24 protein-coding genes and 1 tRNA gene are annotated in these 21,350 nt (G+C 70.4%); 10 read left to right on the top strand and 15 right to left on the bottom strand.

Going from position 1 to position 21,350, the window contains the following annotated elements; translation table 11 throughout:
• Window positions 1-11: 11 nt before the first annotated feature.
• Entirely contained in the window at window positions 12-452 is a 441-nt protein-coding gene (locus F0Q34_RS07270; protein ID WP_149811502.1) for a MarR family winged helix-turn-helix transcriptional regulator, read from the bottom strand.
• 74 nt (window positions 453-526) lie between these two features.
• On the opposite strand from F0Q34_RS07270, the gene F0Q34_RS07265 reads away from it, so the two are divergent.
• A complete protein-coding gene (locus F0Q34_RS07265) occupies window positions 527-1,270 on the top strand; it encodes a DUF899 domain-containing protein (protein WP_149811501.1) in 744 nt (247 codons plus the stop codon).
• Window positions 1,271-1,289: 19 nt separating this feature from the next.
• On the top strand, window positions 1,290-1,760 hold the full coding sequence (locus F0Q34_RS07260; protein WP_149811500.1) for a DUF1579 domain-containing protein: 471 nt from the start codon (window positions 1,290-1,292) through the stop codon (window positions 1,758-1,760).
• Window positions 1,761-1,834: 74 nt separating this feature from the next.
• On the opposite strand, the gene F0Q34_RS07255 is transcribed toward F0Q34_RS07260, so the two are convergent.
• Both F0Q34_RS07255 and F0Q34_RS07250 read right to left on the bottom strand, forming a co-directional pair.
• Window positions 1,835-2,074 carry a PsiF family protein gene (locus F0Q34_RS07255; RefSeq protein WP_206667965.1) on the bottom strand — a complete coding sequence of 80 codons (240 nt, stop codon included), beginning with the start codon at window positions 2,072-2,074 and terminating at the stop codon, window positions 1,835-1,837.
• A 215-nt stretch (window positions 2,075-2,289) separates the two neighbouring features.
• Window positions 2,290-2,365, bottom strand: a tRNA-Ala gene (locus F0Q34_RS07250).
• Window positions 2,366-2,515: 150 nt separating this feature from the next.
• Between F0Q34_RS07250 and F0Q34_RS07245 the strand changes: the two genes are divergently transcribed.
• The 3 genes from F0Q34_RS07245 to F0Q34_RS07235 all read left to right on the top strand — a co-directional run bounded on the left by F0Q34_RS07245 (window position 2,516) and on the right by F0Q34_RS07235 (window position 5,371).
• Window positions 2,516-3,277, top strand: a complete 762-nt coding sequence (locus F0Q34_RS07245) for a CoA transferase subunit A (RefSeq protein WP_149811498.1) — start codon at window positions 2,516-2,518, stop codon at window positions 3,275-3,277.
• Window positions 3,278-3,291: 14 nt separating this feature from the next.
• A complete protein-coding gene (locus F0Q34_RS07240) occupies window positions 3,292-3,942 on the top strand; it encodes a CoA transferase subunit B (protein ID WP_149811497.1) in 651 nt (216 codons plus the stop codon).
• 217 nt (window positions 3,943-4,159) lie between these two features.
• Window positions 4,160-5,371, top strand: a complete 1,212-nt coding sequence (locus F0Q34_RS07235; RefSeq protein WP_149811496.1) for an MFS transporter — start codon at window positions 4,160-4,162, stop codon at window positions 5,369-5,371.
• A gap of 22 nt (window positions 5,372-5,393) precedes the next feature.
• Here the strand turns inward: F0Q34_RS07235 and F0Q34_RS07230 are convergent, their stop codons facing one another.
• Entirely contained in the window at window positions 5,394-6,113 is a 720-nt protein-coding gene (locus F0Q34_RS07230; protein WP_149811495.1) for a pyridoxamine 5'-phosphate oxidase family protein, read from the bottom strand.
• A gap of 74 nt (window positions 6,114-6,187) precedes the next feature.
• On the opposite strand from F0Q34_RS07230, the gene pdxR reads away from it, so the two are divergent.
• Entirely contained in the window at window positions 6,188-7,660 is a 1,473-nt protein-coding gene (pdxR, locus tag F0Q34_RS07225; RefSeq protein WP_149811494.1) for a MocR-like pyridoxine biosynthesis transcription factor PdxR, read from the top strand.
• Window positions 7,661-7,666: 6 nt separating this feature from the next.
• On the opposite strand, the gene F0Q34_RS07220 is transcribed toward pdxR, so the two are convergent.
• The 8 genes from F0Q34_RS07220 to sppA all read right to left on the bottom strand — a co-directional run bounded on the left by F0Q34_RS07220 (window position 7,667) and on the right by sppA (window position 13,372).
• Complete coding sequence (locus F0Q34_RS07220; protein WP_149811493.1) at window positions 7,667-8,128, bottom strand: hypothetical protein; 462 nt, start codon at window positions 8,126-8,128, stop codon at window positions 7,667-7,669.
• A 71-nt stretch (window positions 8,129-8,199) separates the two neighbouring features.
• On the bottom strand, window positions 8,200-9,012 hold the full coding sequence (locus tag F0Q34_RS07215; RefSeq protein WP_456316235.1) for an undecaprenyl-diphosphate phosphatase: 813 nt from the start codon (window positions 9,010-9,012) through the stop codon (window positions 8,200-8,202).
• A 130-nt stretch (window positions 9,013-9,142) separates the two neighbouring features.
• Window positions 9,143-10,234: a TRAP transporter substrate-binding protein gene (locus F0Q34_RS07210; protein ID WP_149811492.1), complete on the bottom strand. Its 1,092-nt coding sequence runs from the start codon at window positions 10,232-10,234 to the stop codon at window positions 9,143-9,145.
• 113 nt (window positions 10,235-10,347) lie between these two features.
• Window positions 10,348-11,001 carry a phosphoribosylanthranilate isomerase gene (locus F0Q34_RS07205; protein WP_149811491.1) on the bottom strand — a complete coding sequence of 218 codons (654 nt, stop codon included), beginning with the start codon at window positions 10,999-11,001 and terminating at the stop codon, window positions 10,348-10,350.
• A complete protein-coding gene (gene pyrF, locus F0Q34_RS07200; protein ID WP_149811490.1) occupies window positions 10,998-11,738 on the bottom strand; it encodes an orotidine-5'-phosphate decarboxylase in 741 nt (246 codons plus the stop codon). Before pyrF ends, F0Q34_RS07205 begins: the two co-directional genes overlap by 4 nt.
• Before the next feature lie 2 nt (window positions 11,739-11,740).
• A complete protein-coding gene (locus F0Q34_RS07195; protein ID WP_149811489.1) occupies window positions 11,741-12,091 on the bottom strand; it encodes a lipopolysaccharide assembly protein LapA domain-containing protein in 351 nt (116 codons plus the stop codon).
• A complete protein-coding gene (ihfB, locus tag F0Q34_RS07190) occupies window positions 12,088-12,408 on the bottom strand; it encodes an integration host factor subunit beta (RefSeq protein WP_149811488.1) in 321 nt (106 codons plus the stop codon). Before ihfB ends, F0Q34_RS07195 begins: the two co-directional genes overlap by 4 nt.
• 37 nt (window positions 12,409-12,445) lie before the next feature.
• Window positions 12,446-13,372, bottom strand: a complete 927-nt coding sequence (sppA, locus tag F0Q34_RS07185; protein ID WP_149811487.1) for a signal peptide peptidase SppA — start codon at window positions 13,370-13,372, stop codon at window positions 12,446-12,448.
• 110 nt (window positions 13,373-13,482) lie between these two features.
• Here sppA and hslV point away from each other — a divergent pair, with 110 nt between their 5' ends.
• Window positions 13,483-14,037 (top strand): ATP-dependent protease subunit HslV, encoded by a 555-nt coding sequence (gene hslV, locus F0Q34_RS07180; protein WP_149811486.1) that lies wholly within the window; start codon window positions 13,483-13,485, stop codon window positions 14,035-14,037.
• Between the two features lie 64 nt (window positions 14,038-14,101).
• Here hslV and F0Q34_RS07175 read toward each other — a convergent pair whose 3' ends face one another.
• Complete coding sequence (locus F0Q34_RS07175; RefSeq protein WP_149811485.1) at window positions 14,102-15,694, bottom strand: ABC transporter substrate-binding protein; 1,593 nt, start codon at window positions 15,692-15,694, stop codon at window positions 14,102-14,104.
• 156 nt (window positions 15,695-15,850) lie between these two features.
• Between F0Q34_RS07175 and hslU the strand changes: the two genes are divergently transcribed.
• From hslU to F0Q34_RS22295, 3 genes are all read left to right on the top strand, one after another.
• Window positions 15,851-17,173 carry an ATP-dependent protease ATPase subunit HslU gene (gene hslU / locus F0Q34_RS07170; RefSeq protein ID WP_149811484.1) on the top strand — a complete coding sequence of 441 codons (1,323 nt, stop codon included), beginning with the start codon at window positions 15,851-15,853 and terminating at the stop codon, window positions 17,171-17,173.
• 17 nt (window positions 17,174-17,190) lie between these two features.
• A complete protein-coding gene (locus tag F0Q34_RS07165) occupies window positions 17,191-18,024 on the top strand; it encodes an EcsC family protein (RefSeq protein ID WP_149811483.1) in 834 nt (277 codons plus the stop codon).
• Between the two features lie 127 nt (window positions 18,025-18,151).
• Entirely contained in the window at window positions 18,152-19,927 is a 1,776-nt protein-coding gene (locus F0Q34_RS22295; protein ID WP_161600792.1) for a glycerophosphodiester phosphodiesterase family protein, read from the top strand.
• A 155-nt stretch (window positions 19,928-20,082) separates the two neighbouring features.
• On the opposite strand, the gene F0Q34_RS07155 is transcribed toward F0Q34_RS22295, so the two are convergent.
• A complete protein-coding gene (locus F0Q34_RS07155) occupies window positions 20,083-20,385 on the bottom strand; it encodes a phosphoribosylamine--glycine ligase (RefSeq protein ID WP_149811481.1) in 303 nt (100 codons plus the stop codon).
• Window positions 20,382-21,308 carry an NAD(+) diphosphatase gene (gene nudC, locus F0Q34_RS07150; RefSeq protein WP_149811480.1) on the bottom strand — a complete coding sequence of 309 codons (927 nt, stop codon included), beginning with the start codon at window positions 21,306-21,308 and terminating at the stop codon, window positions 20,382-20,384. Before nudC ends, F0Q34_RS07155 begins: the two co-directional genes overlap by 4 nt.
• Between the last annotated feature and the right edge of the window lie 42 nt (window positions 21,309-21,350).

Raw genomic sequence — 21,350 nt, 5'->3', positions numbered from 1 at the left:
CCCCGCCGGCATCACGCCAGCGTGGCCAGGGCCTGGCGCAATGCCGCCGCCTCGCCCCGCAGCCTTTGCTCCGCCTCGGCATGGGTAGCCTGCCAGATGGGCAAGGCGCGCGCCAGAAGCGCGCCGCCTTCCTCCGTCAGTGACAGCAGCCTGGCGCGGCGGTCGCGCGGATCGGGCGACACCCGCACCAGCCCGCGCCGTTCCAGGGGTTTCAGGGCCGCCGTCAGCGTGGTGCGGTCCAGCGCCAGCAGGGCCGCGACCGGCCCCATCGACGCCGGCTGCGGACGGTTCAGCGCCATCATCAGGGAAAACTGGCCGCTGGTGAGGCCCAGCGGGCGGAAGGCCTCGTCGAAGCGGCGCGCCAGGGCGCGGGCGGCGCGCTGGGCATGCAGGCACAGGCAGGTGTCGCGGACCAGCAATGTGGTGGCGAAGGAAAGATCGGGGGATGGCACATCAGAAGAAATGTTGATATCAACCTTTCATGTCAAGGGCGAGACAACGCCCTGGCGCAATGGAGGAACCGAGGATGCCCAACCATCCGGTCGTTTCGAGGGAAGCCTGGCTGGATGCCCGCCGGGCCCTGCTGGCGCGGGAGAAGGAGTACAGCCGCCTGCGCGACGCCCTGGCCGCCGAACGCCGCGCCCTGCCCTGGGTGCGCATCGAGAAGCCTTACCGCTTCGAAACGCCGAAGGCGCCGGGATGGGATGGCGCAACCGACCTCGCCGGGCTGTTCCGCGGCCATGGTCAGTTGATCGTTTACCATTTCATGCTGGCGCCAGGCTGGGAGGCGGGCTGCACCGGCTGTTCCTTTGGCGCCGACCATTTCGACGGCATGCTGCCGCATCTCGAAAACCACGATGTGTCCTTTGTCGCCGTGTCCCGCGCGCCCTTGCCGGAGATCGAGCGCTATCGCCGGCGCATGGGCTGGCGCTTTCCCTGGGTGTCGTCGCATGGCAGCGACTTCAACGCCGACTTCCATGTCACCTTCACCCCCGAGCAATTGGCCAGCGGCACGGTGTTCTACAATTTCCGCCAAACGCCAAGCCAGCAGGCGCATGACGAGCTGCATGGCCTCAGCGTGTTCTGCCGCGACGCGGAGGGGACGGTGTTCCACACCTACTCGGCCTATGCGCGCGGCACCGAGGACATGCTGACCACCTTCCTGATGATGGATCTGACGCCCAAGGGGCGGGACGAGAACGGCACCATGAACTGGGTGCGCCGGCATGACGAATACGCCGCGTTGCCGCCCGCGTCCTGCTGCGGCTGAAGCAAGAGAGGCAAGCGTGATGAAGACCGACATCCGTGACGAGCATCGCTGGCTGCACCGCCTGATCGGCGCCTGGCGCTTCGAGGGCGGCTGCGAAACGGAAGGCGAGCCTTCCGGCCGCTTCGAGGGGCGCGAAACCGTGCGCGGCCTCGGCGAGGCCTGGATCATCGGCGAGGGGGAAGGCCATTCACCGGAAGGCCAGCCGCACCGCTCATTGATGACGCTGGGCTATGACCCGGCGCGCGGGCGGTTCGTGGGAAATTTCGTGTCCTCGATGATGACGCATCAATGGGTCTATGAAGGCGGGCTTTCCGGCGAAACCCTGGTGCTGGACACGATGGGGCCCTCCTTCACCGGGGAGGACGGGCTGGTTGCCTATCAGGACATCATCACCTTCGAGGCGGATGGGGTGCGCCGCCTCACCTCGCGCATGCGGCAGAATAGCGGCTGGAAGCAGGTGGTCGAGGCGGTGTACCGGCGCGAGGGCTGAGGCCAAGCGCCGGGGGAGCGACATGCCGGCCGCCATTGTCCGGCGGTGCCGTTCAGGGACGTTGCGGGCTGGCCTCAGCGCTTGGCGAGGCAGGTCTTCATGAAGGCCTTGCGCGGATCGCCGGCCAGTTGCTGCCCGCGGGCGGTGGCGGCGCAGTCGCGCATCCGTTCCCGCGCGGCCAGCTGCGCCGGGCTGGGCGGGCGCGCCGGCCTGGCGCCGGCCACCGCGACGCTTTCGGCGCCCTGGACGCCGTAGGGAAAGGCCGACAACAGCAGGGCGGCAAGCGGAAAGGCCAGCAGCGTCTTCACCATCATCTCCCGATCAACCATTTGGTTATAGGCGGCCAAATGTTTCGATTGGAAGAAGAATATCCGCTGCCGCTCATTTCGCTGCGAAGCGGCCGGACCAATCGCGGTCATCCAGTGGCTGCCCATGGCCGGAACGTGCCACGCGGCACCGCAGAATCAAAAAAACCGCCTGAGCAGGAAGGCCACTCCGTGGCTTGGTTCCTGCTCAGGCGGTTTTTGATTGGTGGAGCCAATCGGAATCGAACCGACGACCTCTTGAATGCCATTCAAGCGCTCTCCCAACTGAGCTATGGCCCCCCAGTGGAGTGGGCGCGGTATAACGGGACGGCCGGTTCCGCGCAAGCGGCAGAATGGCGCTTTTTTGTGGACGCCTTCGGCCCCTTTCCCGAAGCAGGAGGGGGGTCTAGCCTTGCGCCCCGAACGTCTGAATGGGGAGCCTCACTCGACATGCGTAAGATCTATCCGGATGCCGCGGCCGCGCTGGACGGCCTGCTGAAGGACGGCATGCTGATCCATTCTGGCGGCTTCGGCCTGTGCGGTATCCCGGGGGCCCTGATCGCCGCCATCCGCGATGCCGGCGTGAAGGACCTCACCGTTGTTTCCAACAATGCCGGCATTGACGGCGCTGGCCTTGGCCTGCTGCTGGAAACCCGGCAGATCCGGAAGATGATCTCGTCCTATGTCGGCGAGAACAAGACCTTCGCCCAGCAATTCCTGGCCGGGGAGCTGGAGATCGAGTTCAACCCGCAGGGCACGCTGGCCGAGCGCATCCGCGCCGGCGGCGCCGGCATCCCCGCCTTTTTCACCAAGACCGGCTACGGCACCCAGGTCGCGGAAGGCAAGGAAACCCGCGAGTTCGACGGCGAGCATTACGTGATGGAGCGCGGCCTTTTCGCCGATCTCGCCGTGATCCATGCCTGGAAGGCGGACACCGAGGGCAACCTCGTGTTCCGCAAGACGGCGCGCAACTTCAACCCGATGATGGCGACGGCGGCCAAGGTCACCGTGGTGCAGGTGGAGCACCTGGTGGAAGCGGGGGAGATCGACCCCGACCACATCCACACCCCCGGCATCTATGTGCAGCGCATCGTCAAGCTGCCCGCCGATTACGAGAAGCGCATCGAGCAGCGCACCACCCGCAAGCGCGTCACCGACGCCATTCCGCCCAATGCCAACGCGGCCGCCGCCGGCGCCGAGAACCTGGCCTGAAGGAGACGAACATCATGGCCTGGACCCGCGACGAAATGGCCGCCCGCGCCGCGCAGGAGCTGGAGGACGGCTTCTACGTCAATCTCGGCATCGGCATCCCGACCCTGGTGGCGAACCATATCCCCGATGGCGTCTCGGTGCAGCTGCAATCCGAGAACGGCATGCTGGGCATGGGCCCCTTCCCCTATGAGGGGGACGAGGACCCCGACCTGATCAATGCCGGCAAGCAGACCGTGACGGAGCTGCCGACCACCTCCTTCTTCTCCTCCGCCGACAGCTTCGCCATGATCCGCGGTGGGCATGTCGATATTTCCATCCTCGGCGCGCTGCAGGTGGCCGGGAATGGCGACCTCGCCAACTGGATGATCCCCGGCAAGATGGTGAAGGGGATGGGTGGCGCGATGGACCTCGTAGCCGGCGTGAAGAAGGTGGTGGTGCTGATGGAGCACACCGCCGGCGGCAAGCCCAAGCTGCTCCGCGAATGCACCCTGCCGCTGACCGGCAAGGGCGTGGTGGACATGGTGGTGACGGAGCTCGGCGTGTTCTCCATCGACCGCGCGCAGGGCCGCATGGCGCTGGTGGAACTGGCCCCGGGCGTGACGCTGGCGGAAGTGCGGGACAAAACGGAAGCCGACTTCACCGTGCCGGAAGGCATCGCCGCCTGAAAGGGCGCGGCGGCCAGGCATGGCCGCCGCGCAGTCTGCCGCCGCCTGGCCCCGATCGCCGGGCCGCCCGCATGGCTTCCCATCCCGGCCTTCATGCCCAGGATGGCGCCTGCCGCCCTTGCTGCCCTTGCCGCCCTTGCCGCCCGGCAGGCGGCGCAGGAAGCTGGCATGACATGCCCTTGCCCCGATTCCGCGCCCGCTCCGCGCCGCTCCCTCCATGACCGTCGCGCCGCGACCGGGCTGGCGTTCCGCCCTGGGGGTCACCCTGGCGATGCAGACGGCCGCCGCCGCGCTTGGCCAGACCCTGCCGGTGGTGGCGCCGGTGATGACGGAGGCCATCGGCCTTTCCGCCGAAAGCATCGGCTACCTCGCCGGGCTGACCTCCCTTGGCACGGTGTTGTTCCTGTTGTGCGGCGGCCCGGTGCTGGAACGGCTGGGGCCGGTGCGGACCTTGCAGGGCGGGGTGGCGCTGTCCGGCCTCGCCCTTGGCCTGGCCGGACTTGGCTGGGCGCCGGCGCTGTTCGCGGCCGCCCTGCTGCTGGGCATCGGCTATGGCCCGACGCCGCCGGCGGGCAGCCGCATCCTGGCCGCCACCGCGCCGCCCGAGCACCGGACGCTGATCTTCTCGGTGAAGCAGGCGGGGGCGCCGCTAGGCGCCGTGGTCGCGGGGCTGGCCGGCCCGCCGGTCGCCCTGGCGCTGGGGTGGGAAGCGGTGTGCCTGCTTGGCCTGCTGCTCGGCTGCTGCGCCGGGCTCGCCGTCCAGCCCTGGCGCGGCGCGCTGGATGCCGGGCGGAATGCCGGGCGCCCGGTGGGGCCTGGCACGCTGTTCAGCCGCCGCAACCTGGCGGCGCCCTTGTCGGCGCTGCGCCTGCATCCGATGCTTTGGCCGCTGGCGCTGCTGAGCGGCGCCTTTGCCTGCCTGCAAGGCTCGCTGTTCGCCTTTGTGGTGACCTGGCTGGTCGGCAAGCACGGCTTGTCGCTGCCGCAGGCCGGGGTGATCTTTGCGGTGATGCAGGGGGCGGGCGTGACGGCCCGCATGGCGCTCGGCTGGGTCGCCGATCGCAGCGGCAGGCCGGCCCTCATCCTGGCCTCGCAGGCCTTCATCGGCTCGCTGCTCGCGGTGCTGCTGGCGCTGGCGCCGGCCGGCACGCCGGGCTGGACGCTGGGGGCGCTGGCCGGGGCCTGCGGCTTCGTCGCGGCCAGCTGGAACGGCATCGCCCTGGCCGAGGTGGCGCGGGTCGCGCCCCCGGCCCGCATCAGCGACGCCACCTCCGGCGTCACGGTTGTCACCTTCCTGTGCTACTTCGCCGCGCCCTTCGCCTTCGCCGCCGGGGTGGCGGCGCTGGGCTGGACGCTGCCCCTGCTGGGCATGGCGGCGCTGCCGGCGGCCATGGGGCTGCTGGTGGCGCCCCGCCTGCTGCGTGGCTGAGGATCGCAGCTAACCAGAGGCTTCAGCCGCCATAGGCAGCGGCATGCGCCTCGGCCAGCGCGTCTTCCAGGAGCCGGCCGTCGCGGTATCCGCCCAGCTTCTCCGGCCGCTGCACCCCCGGCATCAGGCGGGGGCAGGGCTCCGGCGCGCCGATCACGGTGCGCACCGGCAGGCGCTCCGCATAGATCGGCAGCTCGTAATCCTCGTCGTCATCCACCACGCCCCGGGCGCGGATCTTGGCCGAGGCGCGCTCGATCTCCATCGCCACCACGGAGGTGGCCTTGATCTCCTGGTCGGTGCTGGCGCGCAGGCCAGCGGTGCGGTCGGGAAAGAAGCGGTCCACCATCATCACCAGGGCGCGGCGCTTTTCCGCCGCGTCGGTGATCAGCCGCGCCTCCCCGAAGGCCATGACGGAGCGGTAATCCGCCGAATGGTTGAAGCCGCAGCGGGCGAGCACCAGGCTGTCGAAATGCGTGACGGTGAGGCAGGCGGGCTGCCCGTCCGACAGGTTGCGCAGCATGCGGCTGGCGCTGCTGCCATGCCAATAGAGCGTCGTGCCTTCCCGCCAGAACAGGGTCGGCGTGCAATAGGGCAGGCCATCCACGACATAGGCGACGTGGCAAAGCACGGCGGCATCCAGCAGGCGGTGCACGGTGTCATGGTCGTAGAAGCCGCGGTCATGGCGGCGCTTCACCCGGTTGCGGGCATCGACGGGATAGCTGGGGGCTTCGGTGCTGGACATCGGGGCGGCTTTCCTTGACCCCGCCATCCTGCCCCCGGAAAGTGGTCGGCGCGAGGTCCAATCCGGAGCGCCTGATGCCAACCACTTCGCGCCGCCCGCCAGCCGCGGTCCTGGACATCCCACTGCTGCTGGAGGATCTTCCGGGCAGCCATGCGCAACGTGTGCATGCGGGGCTGCGCGCCGCCATCCTGGGCGGGCGCCTGGCGGCGGGGCTGCGGCTTCCTTCCAGCCGGGCCCTGGCGGCGCAGCTCGGCGTCCGGCGCAACGCCGTGGTCGCCGCCTATGAACAGTTGCTCAGCGACGGGCTGGCCGAGGCCCGCACCGGCGCCGGCACCTTTGTCGCCGCGCATGTGCCGCATGGGGCGCTTCGCGGGTCATCCCGCGGTCCGGCGCCCGCCCCGGCCGTCACCGGTGCTGCCCGCCCGGCCCATGCGCCCTTCGCCCTTGGCTGCACCCATCCGGATGCGCGTCTGCTGCAGCATTTCGGCCGCAGCCTGCGCCGGCAGCTGGCGGAGCCGGACCCCGGCCATTTCAGCTATGGCGATCCGCGCGGCGATGCTGCGCTGCGCCAGGCCATCGCCCTGCACCTGGCCGCCACGCGCGGCCTGGCCTGCGATCCCGCCTGCATCCTGGTCACCAGCGGCACGCTGCACGCGCTGCGCCTGTGCGCCGAGATCCTGCTGCGGCCCGGTGACGCGGTCTGGATGGAGGACCCGGGCTATCCCGCAGCCCGCCGCACCTTCGAGGCCGCCGGCGCCCGCATCGTGCCGGTGCCGGTGGATGCCGCCGGGCTGGATGCCGCGCGGGGCCGCGACCGCGCGCCCATGGCGCGGCTGGCCTATGTCACCCCCTCCCACCAGTTCCCGACCGGCGTGACCATGAGCATGGCGCGCCGGATGGCGCTGCTGGAATGGGCGCGGGATGCCGGCGCCTGGGTGATGGAGGATGATTACGACAGCGAGTTCCGCTATGCCGGCCCGCCGCTGACGGCACTGGCCGGCATCGATGGGCAGGCGCGGGTCATCTACACCGGCACCTTCTCCAAGACGCTGTTCGCCGGGCTGCGCACCGCCTATGCCGTGCTGCCGGCCGAATTGCTGCCCCGCGCCATGGCGGCCCGCGCCGCGTCGGACCGCTTTCCCCCAAGCCTCGCCGGCGCGGCCATTGCCGGGCTGATGAGCGGCGGCGGCTTCGCGGCCCATCTGCGCCGCATGCGCGGCCGTTACCGCGCCGCCCGCGACCTTGTGGCGGAAACGCTGTTGCGTGCCTCCGCCGGGCTGCTGCGGGTGCCGGTGCCGGATCAGGGGCTGCATCTCCTGGCGCTGCTGCCGCCGGGCGCGCCGCCGGGAACCGACAGGGCGATCCGCGCCGCGGCCGGGATCGAGGGCTGGCTGCTGTCGGAAACCCGGATCGAGCCCGGAGGGCCGGAAGGCTTTGTGCTGGGCTATTCCGGCCACAGCCAGACGGCGCTGAAACGCGCGGCGGAACGCCTGGGGGAGGCCACCCGCGCCGAACTGGCCTTCATGGCCCCTGTTGCGCAGGGCTGAGCGCGGTCAGGGCCGCGGCGCGTCCGGCCGGGCCGGCGCCTGTGCCCCGAACAGGCGGCGATCCTCTTCCAGCCGGCGGCGCAGCGCCTCCAGCTCGCGCTCCCGCTCGGCCAGGCTGCGTTCCCAGTCGTTGCGGGTGCTGGCGGTGGGCGTGGCCGCCGCGGGGGAAGCGGGGGCGGGTGCCGCGGCCGGGGCGCGGCGGGGCGTGGCCACGCGGCGCGGCGCGGGCGCCGGCGGCTGCGCCACGGGCGGTGCCCAGTCCAGCATGGGAACAACCGGCCGGTCCGGGGCCGCGAAGCCGCCAGGTCGCGGCCCCGGCGCCGCTTGGCGCAGCCGGTCGAACTGCCGGCCCGAGGAAGTCAGCAGGTCTCCCGCAGGGCCGGTTTCATTGGGCCAGCTCTGGGCCAGGGCAGGGGCGACAAACCCCGGCAGCAAGGCGGCGGCGATCAGGCAGGCCAGGAACCGCATGAGCGATCATCCATTGGAAGAATCGCGTCAAGATGGCCAAATCCGTCCGCCGCTTCAAGCATGGCGTGCGTTCAGCGCAGCGCCAGCCAGACCAGGATCAGGCTGCCCAGGGCGATGCGGTACCAGGCGAAGGGCGTGAAGCCGATGCGGCTGATCACCGACATCAGCCAGCGCACCACCAGCAGCGCCACAAGGAAGGCGAACACGAAGCCGACGGCGATCTGCCCCGCCGCCGACCATTCCAGCACCTCGCGATTCTTGTAGAGGCTGAACGTCGTCGCCGCGAGCATGGTGGGAACGGCCAGCAGGAAGGAGAACTCGGCCGCCACCTTGCGGTCCACCCCCACCAGCAGCGCGGCGATGATGGTGGCGCCCGACCGGCTGGTGCCGGGGATCATTGCCAGCGCCTGGCCCAGCCCGACCAGCAGCGCCGCAAGCGGCCCCATCTCCGGCACCGAATGGATGGAGGGGGCGGGGCGCAGCTTCTCGATGGCGATAATGGCGACGCCGCCCAGGATCAGCGCCACCGCCACCACGAAGGGCGTGTAGAGCAGCTCCGTGATGGTGCTGTAGAGCGTGGCGCCGAACACCATCGCCGGCAGGAAGGCCAGCAGGAGGTTGAGGGCGTAATAGAAGTCCCGGCTGCCGATCTTCCACATGCCGGTGAGCATCTGGATCAGCGTCTGGCGGAACAGCCACATCACCGCCAGCACGGCGCCGAGCTGGATGGAAATCTCGAAGGCCTTGCCGGGCGGGCCCTGGAAGCCGATGGCCTCGCCCAGCAGGATCAGGTGGCCGGTGGAGGAAATGGGGAGGAATTCGGTCAGTCCCTCCACGATGCCCATCAGGGCGGCGGAGAGAAAAGCGGCAAGATCCATCGTCATATCCCGGGCTGCTGGCGCCCCGGATAACGCGCATGGCACGGCCTGTCACCGCCGCGCTGTGCCGGCGCGGCGGCGGAGGCCATGAATTCACGGTCATCGTGCCGCGGGCGGAACCTCGCCCGCGGCGGCCTCAGCGCACCGTCTGGGAGGCGGTGAAGGCGAAATTGTCGAAGGAATTCTCGGCGACGCGGAACCAGGCATATTCGTCGTCGCGGAAGCGGCGATAGGAATCCCAGATCGTCTTGAACCGCTCGTTCTTGGCGCCGGTTTCCTCGTACAGCTCGTGCGTCGCCTTCCAGGCGGCGGCCAGGATCTCGCGCGGCCAGGGGCGCAGCTGCGCGCCGGCCGCGATCAGCCGCCGCAGCGCCTGCGGGTTGCCGGCATCGTAGCGCGCCGTCATGTCGGTGTCGGCGTCGGCGCAGGCGGTTTCCAGCGCGGCCCGGTAGGCGGGGGGCAGCGCGTCCCAGGCCGCCTTGTTGGCCATGAAGTGCAGCCGCGCGCCGGGCTCGAAGAAGCCGGGAAAGTAGTAGTTCGGCGCGACGCGCGCGAAGCCCAGCTTCTCGTCGTCATAGGGGCCGACGAATTCCACCGCGTCCAGCGTGCCCCGCTCCAGCGAGGGATAGATGTCGGAGGCCGCGACCTGCGTCGGCACCGCGCCCAGCCTGGCGAAAACCTGCCCGGCGAAGCCGGCGACACGGAACTTCAGCCCCTGCAGCTCGGCAAGGGTCTTCACTTCCTTGCGGAACCAGCCGCCCATCTGGGCGCCGGTGTCGCCGGCCGGCATCACCACTGTGTTGTAGCCGGCGAACAGCTCCGCCGCGAGGGCCGCGCCGCCGCCATGCCGGTACCAGGCATTGAACATGCGGGTGTTCAGCCCGAAGGGCATGGCCGTGAAGAAGGCGAAGGAAGGGTCCTTGCCGACATAGTAGTAGGGGGCGGAATGGGCGCATTCCACGGTGCCGGCCTGCACCGCGTCCAGCGCCTGCAGGCTGCCGACGATCTCGCCGGCGGGAAAGACACGGATCTGGAACTTGTTGTCGGTGAGGGCCGCGACGCGGCGCGCGATCAGCTCCGGCGCGCCGAACAGAATGTCGAGGTTGCGCGGAAAGGAGCTGGTCAGCCGCCAGCGGATCTCCGGCGCCGATTGCGCCAGGGCCGGGGCGGCAAGCAGGGTGGCCGGCGCGGCGGTGGCGGCGGCGCCGAGCAGGGCGCGGCGGTTCATGTCGTGTATCCCCCTATGGGCATTCGATCATGACGCTTAAGCGATCATGCGGGACATGAAAAGACGCGAAGCACCGGCCGGCATCGCCTGGTCCGTCGCGGGGCCGGCGCCCGTCAGGCGGCGTGCGCCGCGGCGATGAAGGCGGTGATCAGCACCGGGTCCTTGACGCCGCGCGCCCGCTCGATACCCGAGGAAACATCCACCGCTTCCGCCCCGGTGGCACGGATGGCGGAGGCCACGTTCGCCGGGTTCAGCCCGCCGGCCAGCATCCAGGGCCGGGGAATGGCGCGGCCCGACAGCAGGGACCAGTCGAAGGCGGTGGCGTTGCCGCCCGGCAGGCTGGCGCCGCGGGGTGGCTTGGCATCCAGCAGGAAGCGGTCCACGCAGGGCGCATAGGCCTCCATCAGCGCCAGATCGGCCTCGGTGGCGATGCCCAGCGCCTTCATCACCGGCAGGCCGAAGCGCTCGCGGATGGCGGCGCAGCGCTCGGGGCTTTCCTGGCCATGCAGTTGCAGCAGGCTGAGTGGCGCCGACCGCAGGATTTCGGCGATCTCCTGATCCGTGGCATCCACCAGCAGGCCGACATTCGGCGGCCGCCGGCCGGTGCCGGCCCGCGCCGCCAGCATCGCCGCCTGTTCCGGCGTCACCGCGCGCGGCGAGGGCGGATAAAAAACAAAGCCCACATAATCGGTGCCGGCCTGGCAGGCGGCGTCATAGGTCGCGCCATCATTGATGCCGCAGATCTTGACCTGGACCCGCCCGGTCATGGGTGGGATGGGGAAGGCTGGAGCCGGCGCGATTGAAGGCCGGAGGCGATGGCGGCGGCGGCGGCGCCCGGATCGGCGGCGGCGGTGATCGGGCGGCCGATCACCAGCCAGTCGGCGCCGGCGGCCACCGTGTCCTCCGGCGTCGCGGTGCGCGCCTGGTCGCCGGTGGCGCTGCCGGCGGGGCGCACCCCGGGCACCACCAGCAGCGGCGCCTCGCCAAAGGCGTCCCGCAGCCGGGAAACTTCCTGCGGCGAGCAGACCAGCCCGTCCGCGCCGGCTTCCAGCGCCAGCCTCGCCAGCCGCAGCACCTGCTGCGCCGGGCCGCCGGACACCCCGGTGGCGGCCAGCGCCTCGGCGGTGAAGCTGGTCAGCACGGTCACGGCCAGGATGGCGGGGCGGTTCTCGCCCAGGCTGTCCTCGGCGGCGCGGCGCGCGGCCTCGATCATCGCGGAACCGCCGCCGCCATGCAGGGTCAGCATGGCCGGATGCGTGGCGCAGACGGAGCGGACGGCGCCGGCCACGGTGTTGGGGATGTCGTGGAACTTCAGGTCCAGGAAAACCGGGCGGTGGGCCGCCACTTGGCGCACCACCTGCGGCCCGGCGGCGCAGAACAGCTCCAGCCCGACCTTCAGCAGGCCGACATGCGGCGCCACCGCCCGGGCCCAGGCTTCGGCCCGGCCCGAGTCTGGCGTGTCCAGGGCCGCGATGATGCCGGCGCTGTCGGGCTTCCGGCGCATCGTCAGCGGGCGGGCGTCAGGCTGGTGGTCACGGCCAGGGGCGGCGTGCCGGCGGCGGCGGCCTTGGCGGCTTCCTGCCGGGCGCGCAGCTCGGCCAGCTCGGCTTCCAGCAGCTGCGCGGCGCGCTGCATCTTGCGCGCGCGCAGCCGGTAGCGCAGCGCGCCGCCCCAGGCCAGCAGGGCCCCCAGCGCGAAAGCGATCGCCGCCGCCCCCAGCACGGCGGCGGCCAGCGGCACCTGCCAGGTGAGGTCGAACGGCCAGAATTGCAGCATCACCGGCTGGGTGTTGGAAATCGCGAACAACACCAGCAGCAACAGCAGCAGGGCAGTGAGCAGCAGCCCGATCAGCCTCATCGGCCGGACACCGGCAGGCGATCGGACGCTTGCAGCGGGCCGCCATTGACGCGTTCCCGCAATTCCTTGCCTGGCTTGAAATAGGGCACGGCCTTGCCTTCCACTTCCACAGCTTCCCCGGTGCGCGGGTTGCGGCCGGTGCGGGGATCGCGCTGCTTGGCCGAGAAGGCGCCGAAGCCGCGCAATTCCACCCGGTCGCCGCGCGCCAGGGCATTGGTGATTTCTTCAAAGATGGTGCCGACGATCAGTTCCACATCGGGCTGGCGCAGATGCGGGTTGGCGGCCGCCAGCTGCGCGATCAGTTCGGATTTCGTCATGGCCCGCCTTTCCGTTGCGCCGTCATGCCGTGCGCCCTCACCGGGGAAGCTGCCAAACGGCCCGGACGCCGTCAATCACAAGCCATTCTGAAACCACGCTTTTCACCAGCGCGCGCACCGAGATCCCGAGCACCCGCTCGGCGGTTCCGCGCGGGTCGAGGTCGCGCACGGGGGCTGTTTCCGCAATGCCGTGCTCGGCCGCCAGCCAGGCGCGCGCTTCCGGCTCGCCGCCAATGGCGTCGATCAGCTTCAGGTCGAGCGCCTGCCGGCCCGTGTAGATGCGGCCATCGGCCAGCGGCGCCACCTGCTCGGGCGTCATGCCGCGGCCCGTGGCCACCAGGCCGACGAACTGGTCATGCATGTTCCGCAGCACCCCTTCCAGCGCTTCCCGCCCGGCCGGCGAGAGCGGCCGGAAGAAGTTGGGCTCGCCCTTGAGGATGCCGGAGGTCAGCATGTCCGCCCGCACCCCCAGGCTGCGCATCAGCTCGCTGACCTCGAAGCTTTGCAGGATCACGCCGATGGAGCCGGTGAGGGTCGATTCGCGGGCGAAAACGCGTTGCGCCGGCATGGCGATCATGTAGCCGGCCGAGGCGGCGGTGCCGCGCATCACGGCGACCAGCGGCTTGGCCTCGCGAAAGCGCCCCAGCGCCGCGTGCAGCCCTTCCCCGCCGGCCACCGTGCCGCCGGGGCTGTCGATCGACAGGATCATGCCGCGCACCGAGGGGTCGCGCGCGGCGGCGGCGATGGCCTCCGTCAATCTGCGGTCGTCGCTGATGACGCCCTCGACCGAGAGACGCACCAGATGCCCGCCCAGCCCGGCCGTGCCGGGGCGCCAGCCGCCCAGCGCAAACAGCCCGCCCAGCGCGAGCAGCACCGCCAGCGCCCGCCAGGCGGAAAGGCGGCGCTTCATCCGGCGGCGCTCGGCCAGCAGGTCGTGCGCTAGGTCAGGCAGGGGGGCGGTCATGCTGCCGGCATCAATGGCGGGGCCAGGGGGCGCGGGTCAAGCATCCGCCCTCCGCATGACGGCCCTGCCCACGGCTTGTTGCGGAGCATCGCCGGTGCCATCTCCGCCCCATGAACACGACGCCTCACGATCCCCTCGGCTGGCATGGCACCACCATCCTTTGCGTGCGCAAGGACGGGCAGGTGGCCATGGCGGGGGATGGCCAGGTCTCCATGGGTCAGACCGTGGTCAAGAACAACGCCCGCAAGGTCCGCCGCATCGCCGGCGGCAAGGTGATCACCGGCTTCGCCGGCGCCACCGCCGACGCCTTCACCCTGCTGGAGCGGCTGGAAGCCAAGCTGGAACGCTTCCCCGACCAGCTGGAGCGGGCGGCGGTGGAACTGGCCAAGGATTGGCGCACCGACCGCTATCTCCGCCGCCTCGAGGCCCTGCTGGCGGTGGCGGACAAGGACCGCTCCCTGCTCATCACCGGCAATGGCGACGTGCTGGAGCCGGAGGACCAGATCATCGGCATCGGCTCCGGCGGCAATTACGCCCTGGCGGCCGCGCGCGCCCTGATCGACGTGGACGGCATGACGGCCGAGGCCATCGCCAAGAAGGCGATGGGCATCGCCGCCGAGATCTGCGTCTACACCAATGGCCGCTACGTGCTGGAAACGCTGTAGCAAGGCTACCCCGGGGGAAGCGTTCCCCCGGTTCGCGCCTGTTGATCGCCCTTGGCCGTGGCGCTCACGCGGTGCGGCGGAGGTTCCAGAACAGCGGGTTGGCGCTTTTCAGGAAGCCCGTCAGGTCGGACCGCCAGGCGGTGGGCTGCGACCATTGGCCCACCGGGATATAGGGCACCGCCTCGAACGCCGCCTGCTGCATGTCGGCGGCGATGCGCTTCTGTTCCGCGGGGTCGCCGGCCTGGAACCAGGCTTCGCGGCATTCGTCGAGGCGCGGCGCGGTGGGCCAGCCGAACCAGGCCTTGTCGCCATTGCCCTTCAGCTGGACGCTGGCCGGGTCCGCCGCGTTGAGCCCGGCCTGCCTTGTGTTGAAGACGCTCCAGCCGCCCTGCGCGGGTGGCGCCTTGACCGCCCGGCGCGACAGCAGCGAGCCCCAGTCCATCGCCACCACATCCACCGTCAGCCCGATGCGCCGGAAGATGCTGGCGGTGAGTTCCGCCATGGCATGCATCTGCGGCTGGTCGGCCGGATCCATCAGCAGCACCGGCTCCCCGGCATAGCCGGATTCGCGCACCAGCCGGGCGGCGAGGTCGAGGTCGCGCGGGCCGGCCAGCGCCGCCATGCCGGCCTCGCTGGCCATGGGCGAGCCGACCGTGAAGTAGCCCACCGGCAGGGAAGCGTATTTCGCCTGCTCGCCCAGCACGGCGGCGATGTACTGCTTCTGGTCGATCGCCGGCAGCAGGGCCCGCCGCAGCTTCGGGTTGTTGAAGGGCGGCTGCAGGTGGTTCAGCCCGATGATGCCGATCAGCCCGAAAGGGTCGAGCTGCTCGACGGTGACGCCGCGGCTCGCCTGCAGCATCGGCACCAGGTCGAACAGCGGCTGGTCCACCCAGTCCACCTCGCCCGATTGCAGCGCCGAGGCGGCGGTGCCGGGATCGGGCTGGATGCTCCATTCCACCTCATCGAAATGCACCGCCTTGCCGCCCGAAAGGTAGTCGGGTGCTTCCTGGCGCGGCTGGTAGCGGTCGAAGCGGGCATAAACGGCACGCGCTCCGGACACGTATTGATCGGGCACGAAGCGGAACGGGCCGCTGCCGACGAACTCCTTCACCGGCTCGCTGGCCGGCACCCGCGCCATACGTTCCGGCATGATGAAGCAGCCCTGGCTGCCGAGCGCGTAGAGCATCTGCGGAAAGGGCCGCTTCAGCCGGATGCGGAAGCGGCGGTCATCCGGCGCCGTCATCTCGGCCGTGGCGGCGGCCAGGAGCTGGCCGAAGCTGTTGCGCTGCGACCAGCGGCCGATCGAGGCCACCACGTCGCGCCCGCGCACAGGCTCCCCGTCATGGAACAACAGCCCGTCGCGCAGGGTGAAGGTCCAGGACAGGCCGTCCCCGGACAGCTCATGGCCGGCGCACATCTGCGGATGGGGCCGCAGGCCGATATCGACGCCGTACAGCGTGTCCCACACCATCAGCGCGTGGGTCTGCACCACGATCGCCGTGGTCCAGATCGGGTCGGGGGAGGAATAGGCCGCCATGGGCACGAAGCGCAGCCGGCGCAGCGTTTGCGCCCGCGGCAGGGCCGGCCGGCCGAGGCCGGCGGCGAGTGCCGCGCCCCCGCCCGCCGCGGTTCCGAGCAAGCCTCTACGTGACAGCATCGCAGCCTCCATCCGCTGGAAAAGAACCGTCAGGCAAGGAAGCAGCAATCATGCCAGTTCGGCCGCGAAAGGCGCCAGGGATTGACGCGGGGCCCGCCGGTCCCGACCTGTGGCCTATCCGCGGCGCCCCCTCCGGGCCCGCATCAGGACAAGAGAATGGACACCGTTAACCTTTCCCCGCGCGAGATCGTCTCCGAACTGGATCGCTTCATCATTGGCCAGAACGAGGCCAAGCGTGCCGTCGCCATTGCGCTGCGCAACCGCTGGCGGCGCCAGCAACTCCCCGAAGCCATGCGCGAGGAGGTGGTGCCGAAGAACATCCTGATGATCGGCCCGACCGGCTGCGGCAAGACCGAGATCGCCCGCCGCCTGGCCAGGCTGGCCGATGCCCCCTTCATCAAGGTCGAGGCCACCAAGTTCACCGAGGTCGGCTATGTCGGCCGCGACGTGGAAAGCATTGTCCGCGACCTGGTGGAGGTGTCCATCACCCGCACCCGCGAAGCGTCCCGCAAGGAGGTGCAGGCCAAGGCGGAGCTTTCGGCCGAGGAGCGGCTGATCACCGCCCTGGTGGGCGAGGGCGCCTCGGGCGAGACGCGCATGAAGTTCCGCCGCATGCTGCGCGAGGGTTCGCTGGAGTCGCGGGAGGTCGAGGTGCAGGTGTCCGACCAGGGCGGCTCCACCCCGATCGGCATGATGGACGTCCCCGGCATGCCGCCGCAGCAGATGGCCGGCATCCAGGAGATGATGGGCAAGATGTTCGGCCGTCAGCCGAAGTCGCGCAAGCTGACCGTGGCCGAGGCCCGCACCGCCCTGATCCAGGACGAGGCCGACCGCCTGCTGGACCAGGAGAAGCTGACCCGCGACGCCGTGCACAACGCCGAGAACAACGGCATCGTCTTCATCGACGAGATCGACAAGGTGTGCGCCCGCACCTCCGAGGGCGGCGGCCGTGGCGGCGACGTTTCGCGCGAGGGCGTGCAGCGCGACCTGCTGCCGCTGATCGAGGGCACCACGGTCGCCACCAAGCACGGCCCGGTGAAGACCGACCACATCCTGTTCATCGCCTCCGGCGCCTTCCACATCGCCAAGCCCTCCGACCTGCTGCCCGAGCTGCAGGGCCGGCTGCCGATCCGGGTGGAGCTGGGCGCGCTGACGCGGGATGATTTCCGCCGCATCCTGACCGAGCCGGAGCATTCCCTGGCCAAGCAGTATGTCGCGCTGCTGTCCACGGAAGGGGTGACGCTGGCGCTGACGGAGGACGCCATCGAGGCGATCGCCGACCTCGCCGCCGACATCAATGCGCGGGTGGAGAACATCGGCGCCCGGCGGCTGGCCACCGTGCTGGAGAAGCTGCTGGAGGAGGTTTCCTTCACCGCCAGCGACCGTTCCGGCGAAACCGTGAGCGTGGACGCGGCCTATGTCCGTGAAAAGGTCGCGCCGCTGGCCGCCAGCGCCGATCTCAGCCGCTTCATCCTGTAAGGAAGGCCCGCCGCGCCATGAGCGAAATCAGCGAACCGGTCCAGGACGCCGCCTCCGTCCCCCTGCCTGCCACCCTGCCGCTGCCGGCCGGGGCGGAGGCGGAACTGGCCGAGGCGCGGCGGGTGCTGGACGAAACCTCGCTCGCGGTGCGGCTGGCCGGCATGGCGGGCACGCCGATCGAGGCGCTGCGCAAGCGGCTGCCCTCGGCGGCGCAGGGCATGGTGGATCTCGCGGTGAAGAAGGCGCTGGCCAAGGCGCTGGAAGCCGCGATGAACAGCAATCCGGGCGCGAAGCCGCCAATCGGCATCAGCGCCGACTGGATGCATCGCGGCCTGGCCGCGGCCAGCGGCGCGGCGGGCGGCGCCTTCGGCCTGGCGGGGACGCTAGTGGAGCTGCCGGTGTCCACCACCCTGCTGCTGCGCCAGATCGCCTCGGAGGCCGCCGCCGCCGGGGAAGATCCGAAGCTGCCGGAAACCGGCGCCGAATGCCTCAAGGTGTTCGCGCTGGGTGGCCCCGGCGCCTCGGATGACGCGACCGAGACCGGCTATTTCGCCACGCGGCTCGCCTTGTCGCGGCTGCTGCCCAACATGAGCGTGGCGCTAATGCCCAATTTCATCGCCGCCATCGCCGCGCGCTTCATGGGGCCGCTGATGCTGAAATTCGGCGCCCAGGCGGCGCCGGTGCTGGGCGCCGCGGCGGGCGCGGCGGTGAACCTCGCCTTTCTGGAGCATTTCCGGTCCGTCGGCCGCGCCCATTTCACCGTGCGCCGCCTGGAGCGGGAATACGGGGCCGAGGCCGTGCGCGCCGCCTATGACGTGTTGGCGGCGCGGGCGCGTCATCGCGGAAGTTGATGAACTTCCATCCGACAACTTAACCGTGCGGTCACTGTTCCATCATCCTGCAGCCATCTGCGCCGTCTAAGCGCGGCGTCCCGGGTGCCGCCGAGGCGCCCAGCCAGAATGGATGGAGTCCGGAACCATGGTCAGCTTCAACACGCTGGACGGGCAGCCGCCCCTCATCATCGCGCATCGCGGCGCCAGTGGCTATCGCCCCGAGCATACGATCGAGGCCTATGAGCTGGCCATCGCCATGGGCGTCAGCGTCATCGAGCCGGACCTCGTCGCCACCAGGGACGGCGTGCTGGTGGCGCGGCACGAGCACACCCTGTCCGACACCACCGACGTGGCCCACCGCGCGGAATTCGCCGACCGCCTGACCACCAAGGTGATCAATGGCCGTTCCTACACTGACTACTTCACCGAGGACTTCACCCTCGCCGAGCTGAAGACGCTGCGCACGGTGGAGCGCCTGGGCGAGCAGCGCCCGGAAAGCGCCGCCTATGACGGCCAGTTCCCCATCGCCACGCTGGAGGAGATCATCGCCCTGGTGAAGCGGGTGGAGGCCGAGACCGGCAAGGCCGTCGCCATCGCCCCGGAAACCAAGAGCCCGGCTTTCTTCGAGTCGATCGGGCTGAACACCAGCCAGATGCTGATCGACGAGCTGGTGCGGCTGGAGTTCACCGATCCTTCCCGCGTCTTCATCCAGTCCTTCGAATCGGCCAATCTCGAGGCCCTGCATGACAGCATCATGCCGGCCGCCGGGGTGGACCTGCCGCTGGTGCAGCTTGGCAACACCTCGGATCTCGACGGGCTGGCGGCCATCGCCCGCTATGCCGATTATGTCGGCCCGAGCAAGGACGCGATCCGCTTGCGCGAAAGGCTGGAAACGCCGGTGGACGCCGATGGCGACGGCGTGGCCGAGATCAATTTCCGCCTGACCGGCGAGGTGAGCCCGCTGGTCGGGAACGCCCACAAGCTGGGCCTCGGCGTCATTCCCTACACCGTGCGGGCCGAGGAAGGTTTCCGGGCGCTGAACCCGGACGGCATGCCGCAAACGGCGGAACAGGAGATCCAGGCCCTGATCGCGCTGGGCGTGGAAGGGCTGTTCACCGATCAGCCGGATCTCGGCCAGAAGGCCCTGCGCGGCTACCTCACCAGCGATGCGACGCCCGGCGATGACCGCGTCACCGGCACGGACGGCATCGACTTCATCTATGGCGGCGGGGGCGACGACGTCCTGTTCGGCGGGGATGGGGATGACGTGCTGCGCGGCGGCGACGGCAAGGACCGGCTGCTGGGCGGGGATGGGGCGGACCGCTTGTTCGGGGATGCCGGCGATGACCGCCTGTTCGGCGAGGCGGGCCATGACGCCCTGTATGGTGGGGAGGGTGCCGACCGGCTCGATGGCGGCGACGGCGATGACCGGCTGAATGGCGGCGCCGGCGATGACCGCCTGCTTGGCGGCGCGGGCAATGACGCGCTTTATGGCGGCGACGGCCGGGACCGCCTTTATGGCGACGATGGCAATGACCGGCTGGAGGGCGGCGGCGGCGGCGACCGGCTGGAAGGCGGCGACGGCAATGACCGCCTGCTGGGCGGTGACGGCACCGACTTCCTATATGGCGGCGATGGCAATGACCGGCTCGAAGGCGGGGCCGGCAATGACCGCCTGGAAGGCGGCGAAGGCCGCGACCGCTTTGTTTTCGGCCCCGGCTCCGGCGCCGACCGCATCGCCGACTTCACGGCGGGCGAGGATCGCATCGACCTGAGCGCCTATGATCTCGGCGGCTTCGGGGCGCTGGAACTGGCGCGGGCCGGCCGGCACACCCGCATCAACCTGGGCGACGGCGATTCGATCCTGCTGGCGGAACTGCCGCCCGCCAGCCTTTCGGCCAGCGACTTCATCTTCGCCTGAAGCCGTGGCGCCGGCCGGGGAGGGACGATGGTCCCGCCCCGGCTGGCGGGAAAACCCTGCCCGGTGGGCGGATGGCGGGCCGCTGGAAAACCATTGGCTTCCGCCTTTCCAAAGGCCCGGCTCCGGAAAAACCGGAGCCAGGTCCCTTCAGGAATTCAGGGCGCGCGGGGCGCTTCCACCCCGCCGGTGCCGCCCAGGCCGTTGCGGCGCAGGCAGGCGCGGTAGGCACTGGTTTCCGCAACGCGCATCTCATGCGCGACGCGGCGCCGGTTTTCCAGGTTCATGGCGTTCAACTCGCGCGCGGCCTGGTTCACGTCCGGCGCGCTTCGCGCCTCCTCGCGGCAGGCGGCATGCGCCGGGCTGAGCGGCGGGTCCGGCAGCGGGTCGGGGGTGTTGCGGGCGCAGGCGGCCAGCAGCAGCGCCGGCAACAGCAGGGTCGGCAGGATATGCGGGGTCATTCGGCCTCCAGCCAGTCCTCGATCAGCCTCCGGGCGATGGAGTCCAGGCGTGGCAGGGCGAAGCCGTGCTGCTCGGGGTGGCGGATCTGGTCGCGGGTGAACCAGCGCGCATCGGCCAGTTCCTGCGGATCGATGGTGATGTCTTCCGACAGCGCCTCGGCATGGAAGCCCAGCATGATGGAGGCGGGGAAGGGCCAGGGCTGCGAGGAATGGTAATGCACGGCGCCGACGCGGATGCCGGTTTCCTCCAGCACCTCCCGCCGCACCGCTTCCTCCAGGCTTTCGCCCGGTTCCACGAAGCCCGCCAGGGTCGAATACATGGTGCTGTTGGGGAAGCGGGTGGAATGGCCGAGCAGGGCGCGGGCGCCATCCGTCACCAGCATGATCACCGCGGGGTCGGTGCGCGGGAAATGCTGCGCGGCGCAGGCGGTGCAGGCCATGGCGTTGCCGGCGGAGCGCGGCTCGCAGGCGCTTCCGCAGACGCCGCAGAAGCGGTGGCGGATGCGCCAGTGCATCAGGCCGCGGGCATGGGCCAGCACGCTGGCTTCCCCCGCCGGCAGCAGCCCGGCCACCGCGCGCAGGTCGTGAAAGCTGCCCATGCCTTCCGGCAGCAGCGGCAGCGGGTCCTCGGCGCCGGAGCAATCCACCGCGAAGGTCGGCCTGCCTTCCCACAAACCGAGAAAGGCCCAGGGGCCATCCGCCATGCGCACCGCCCGCGCCGCCTCGCTGGACAGCAGCACCGCTTCGGGCTTGCCATCCTCCACGCCACGCATCAGCGATTTGGAGCGCCAGACCGGAATGAACATCGCCTCGGGCGAGATCAGGGCGGTGGCGATGAAGGCCGCGTCCTCCCGCTGCCCGGAGGCGCGGTCGAGAGGGCTGCCGGTATAGGCGTTGGAGCGGGAAGCCGGAATGGACAGCATGCGGGGCGACCCTGCCACGCGGCGGCGGCGGCGGCAACTCGT

It is taken from the genome of Teichococcus oryzae, assembly GCF_008386565.1.
Taxonomy (GTDB): Bacteria; Pseudomonadota; Alphaproteobacteria; order Acetobacterales; family Acetobacteraceae; genus Pseudoroseomonas; species Pseudoroseomonas oryzae.
This window is presented reverse-complemented; position numbering and strand designations above follow the sequence as displayed.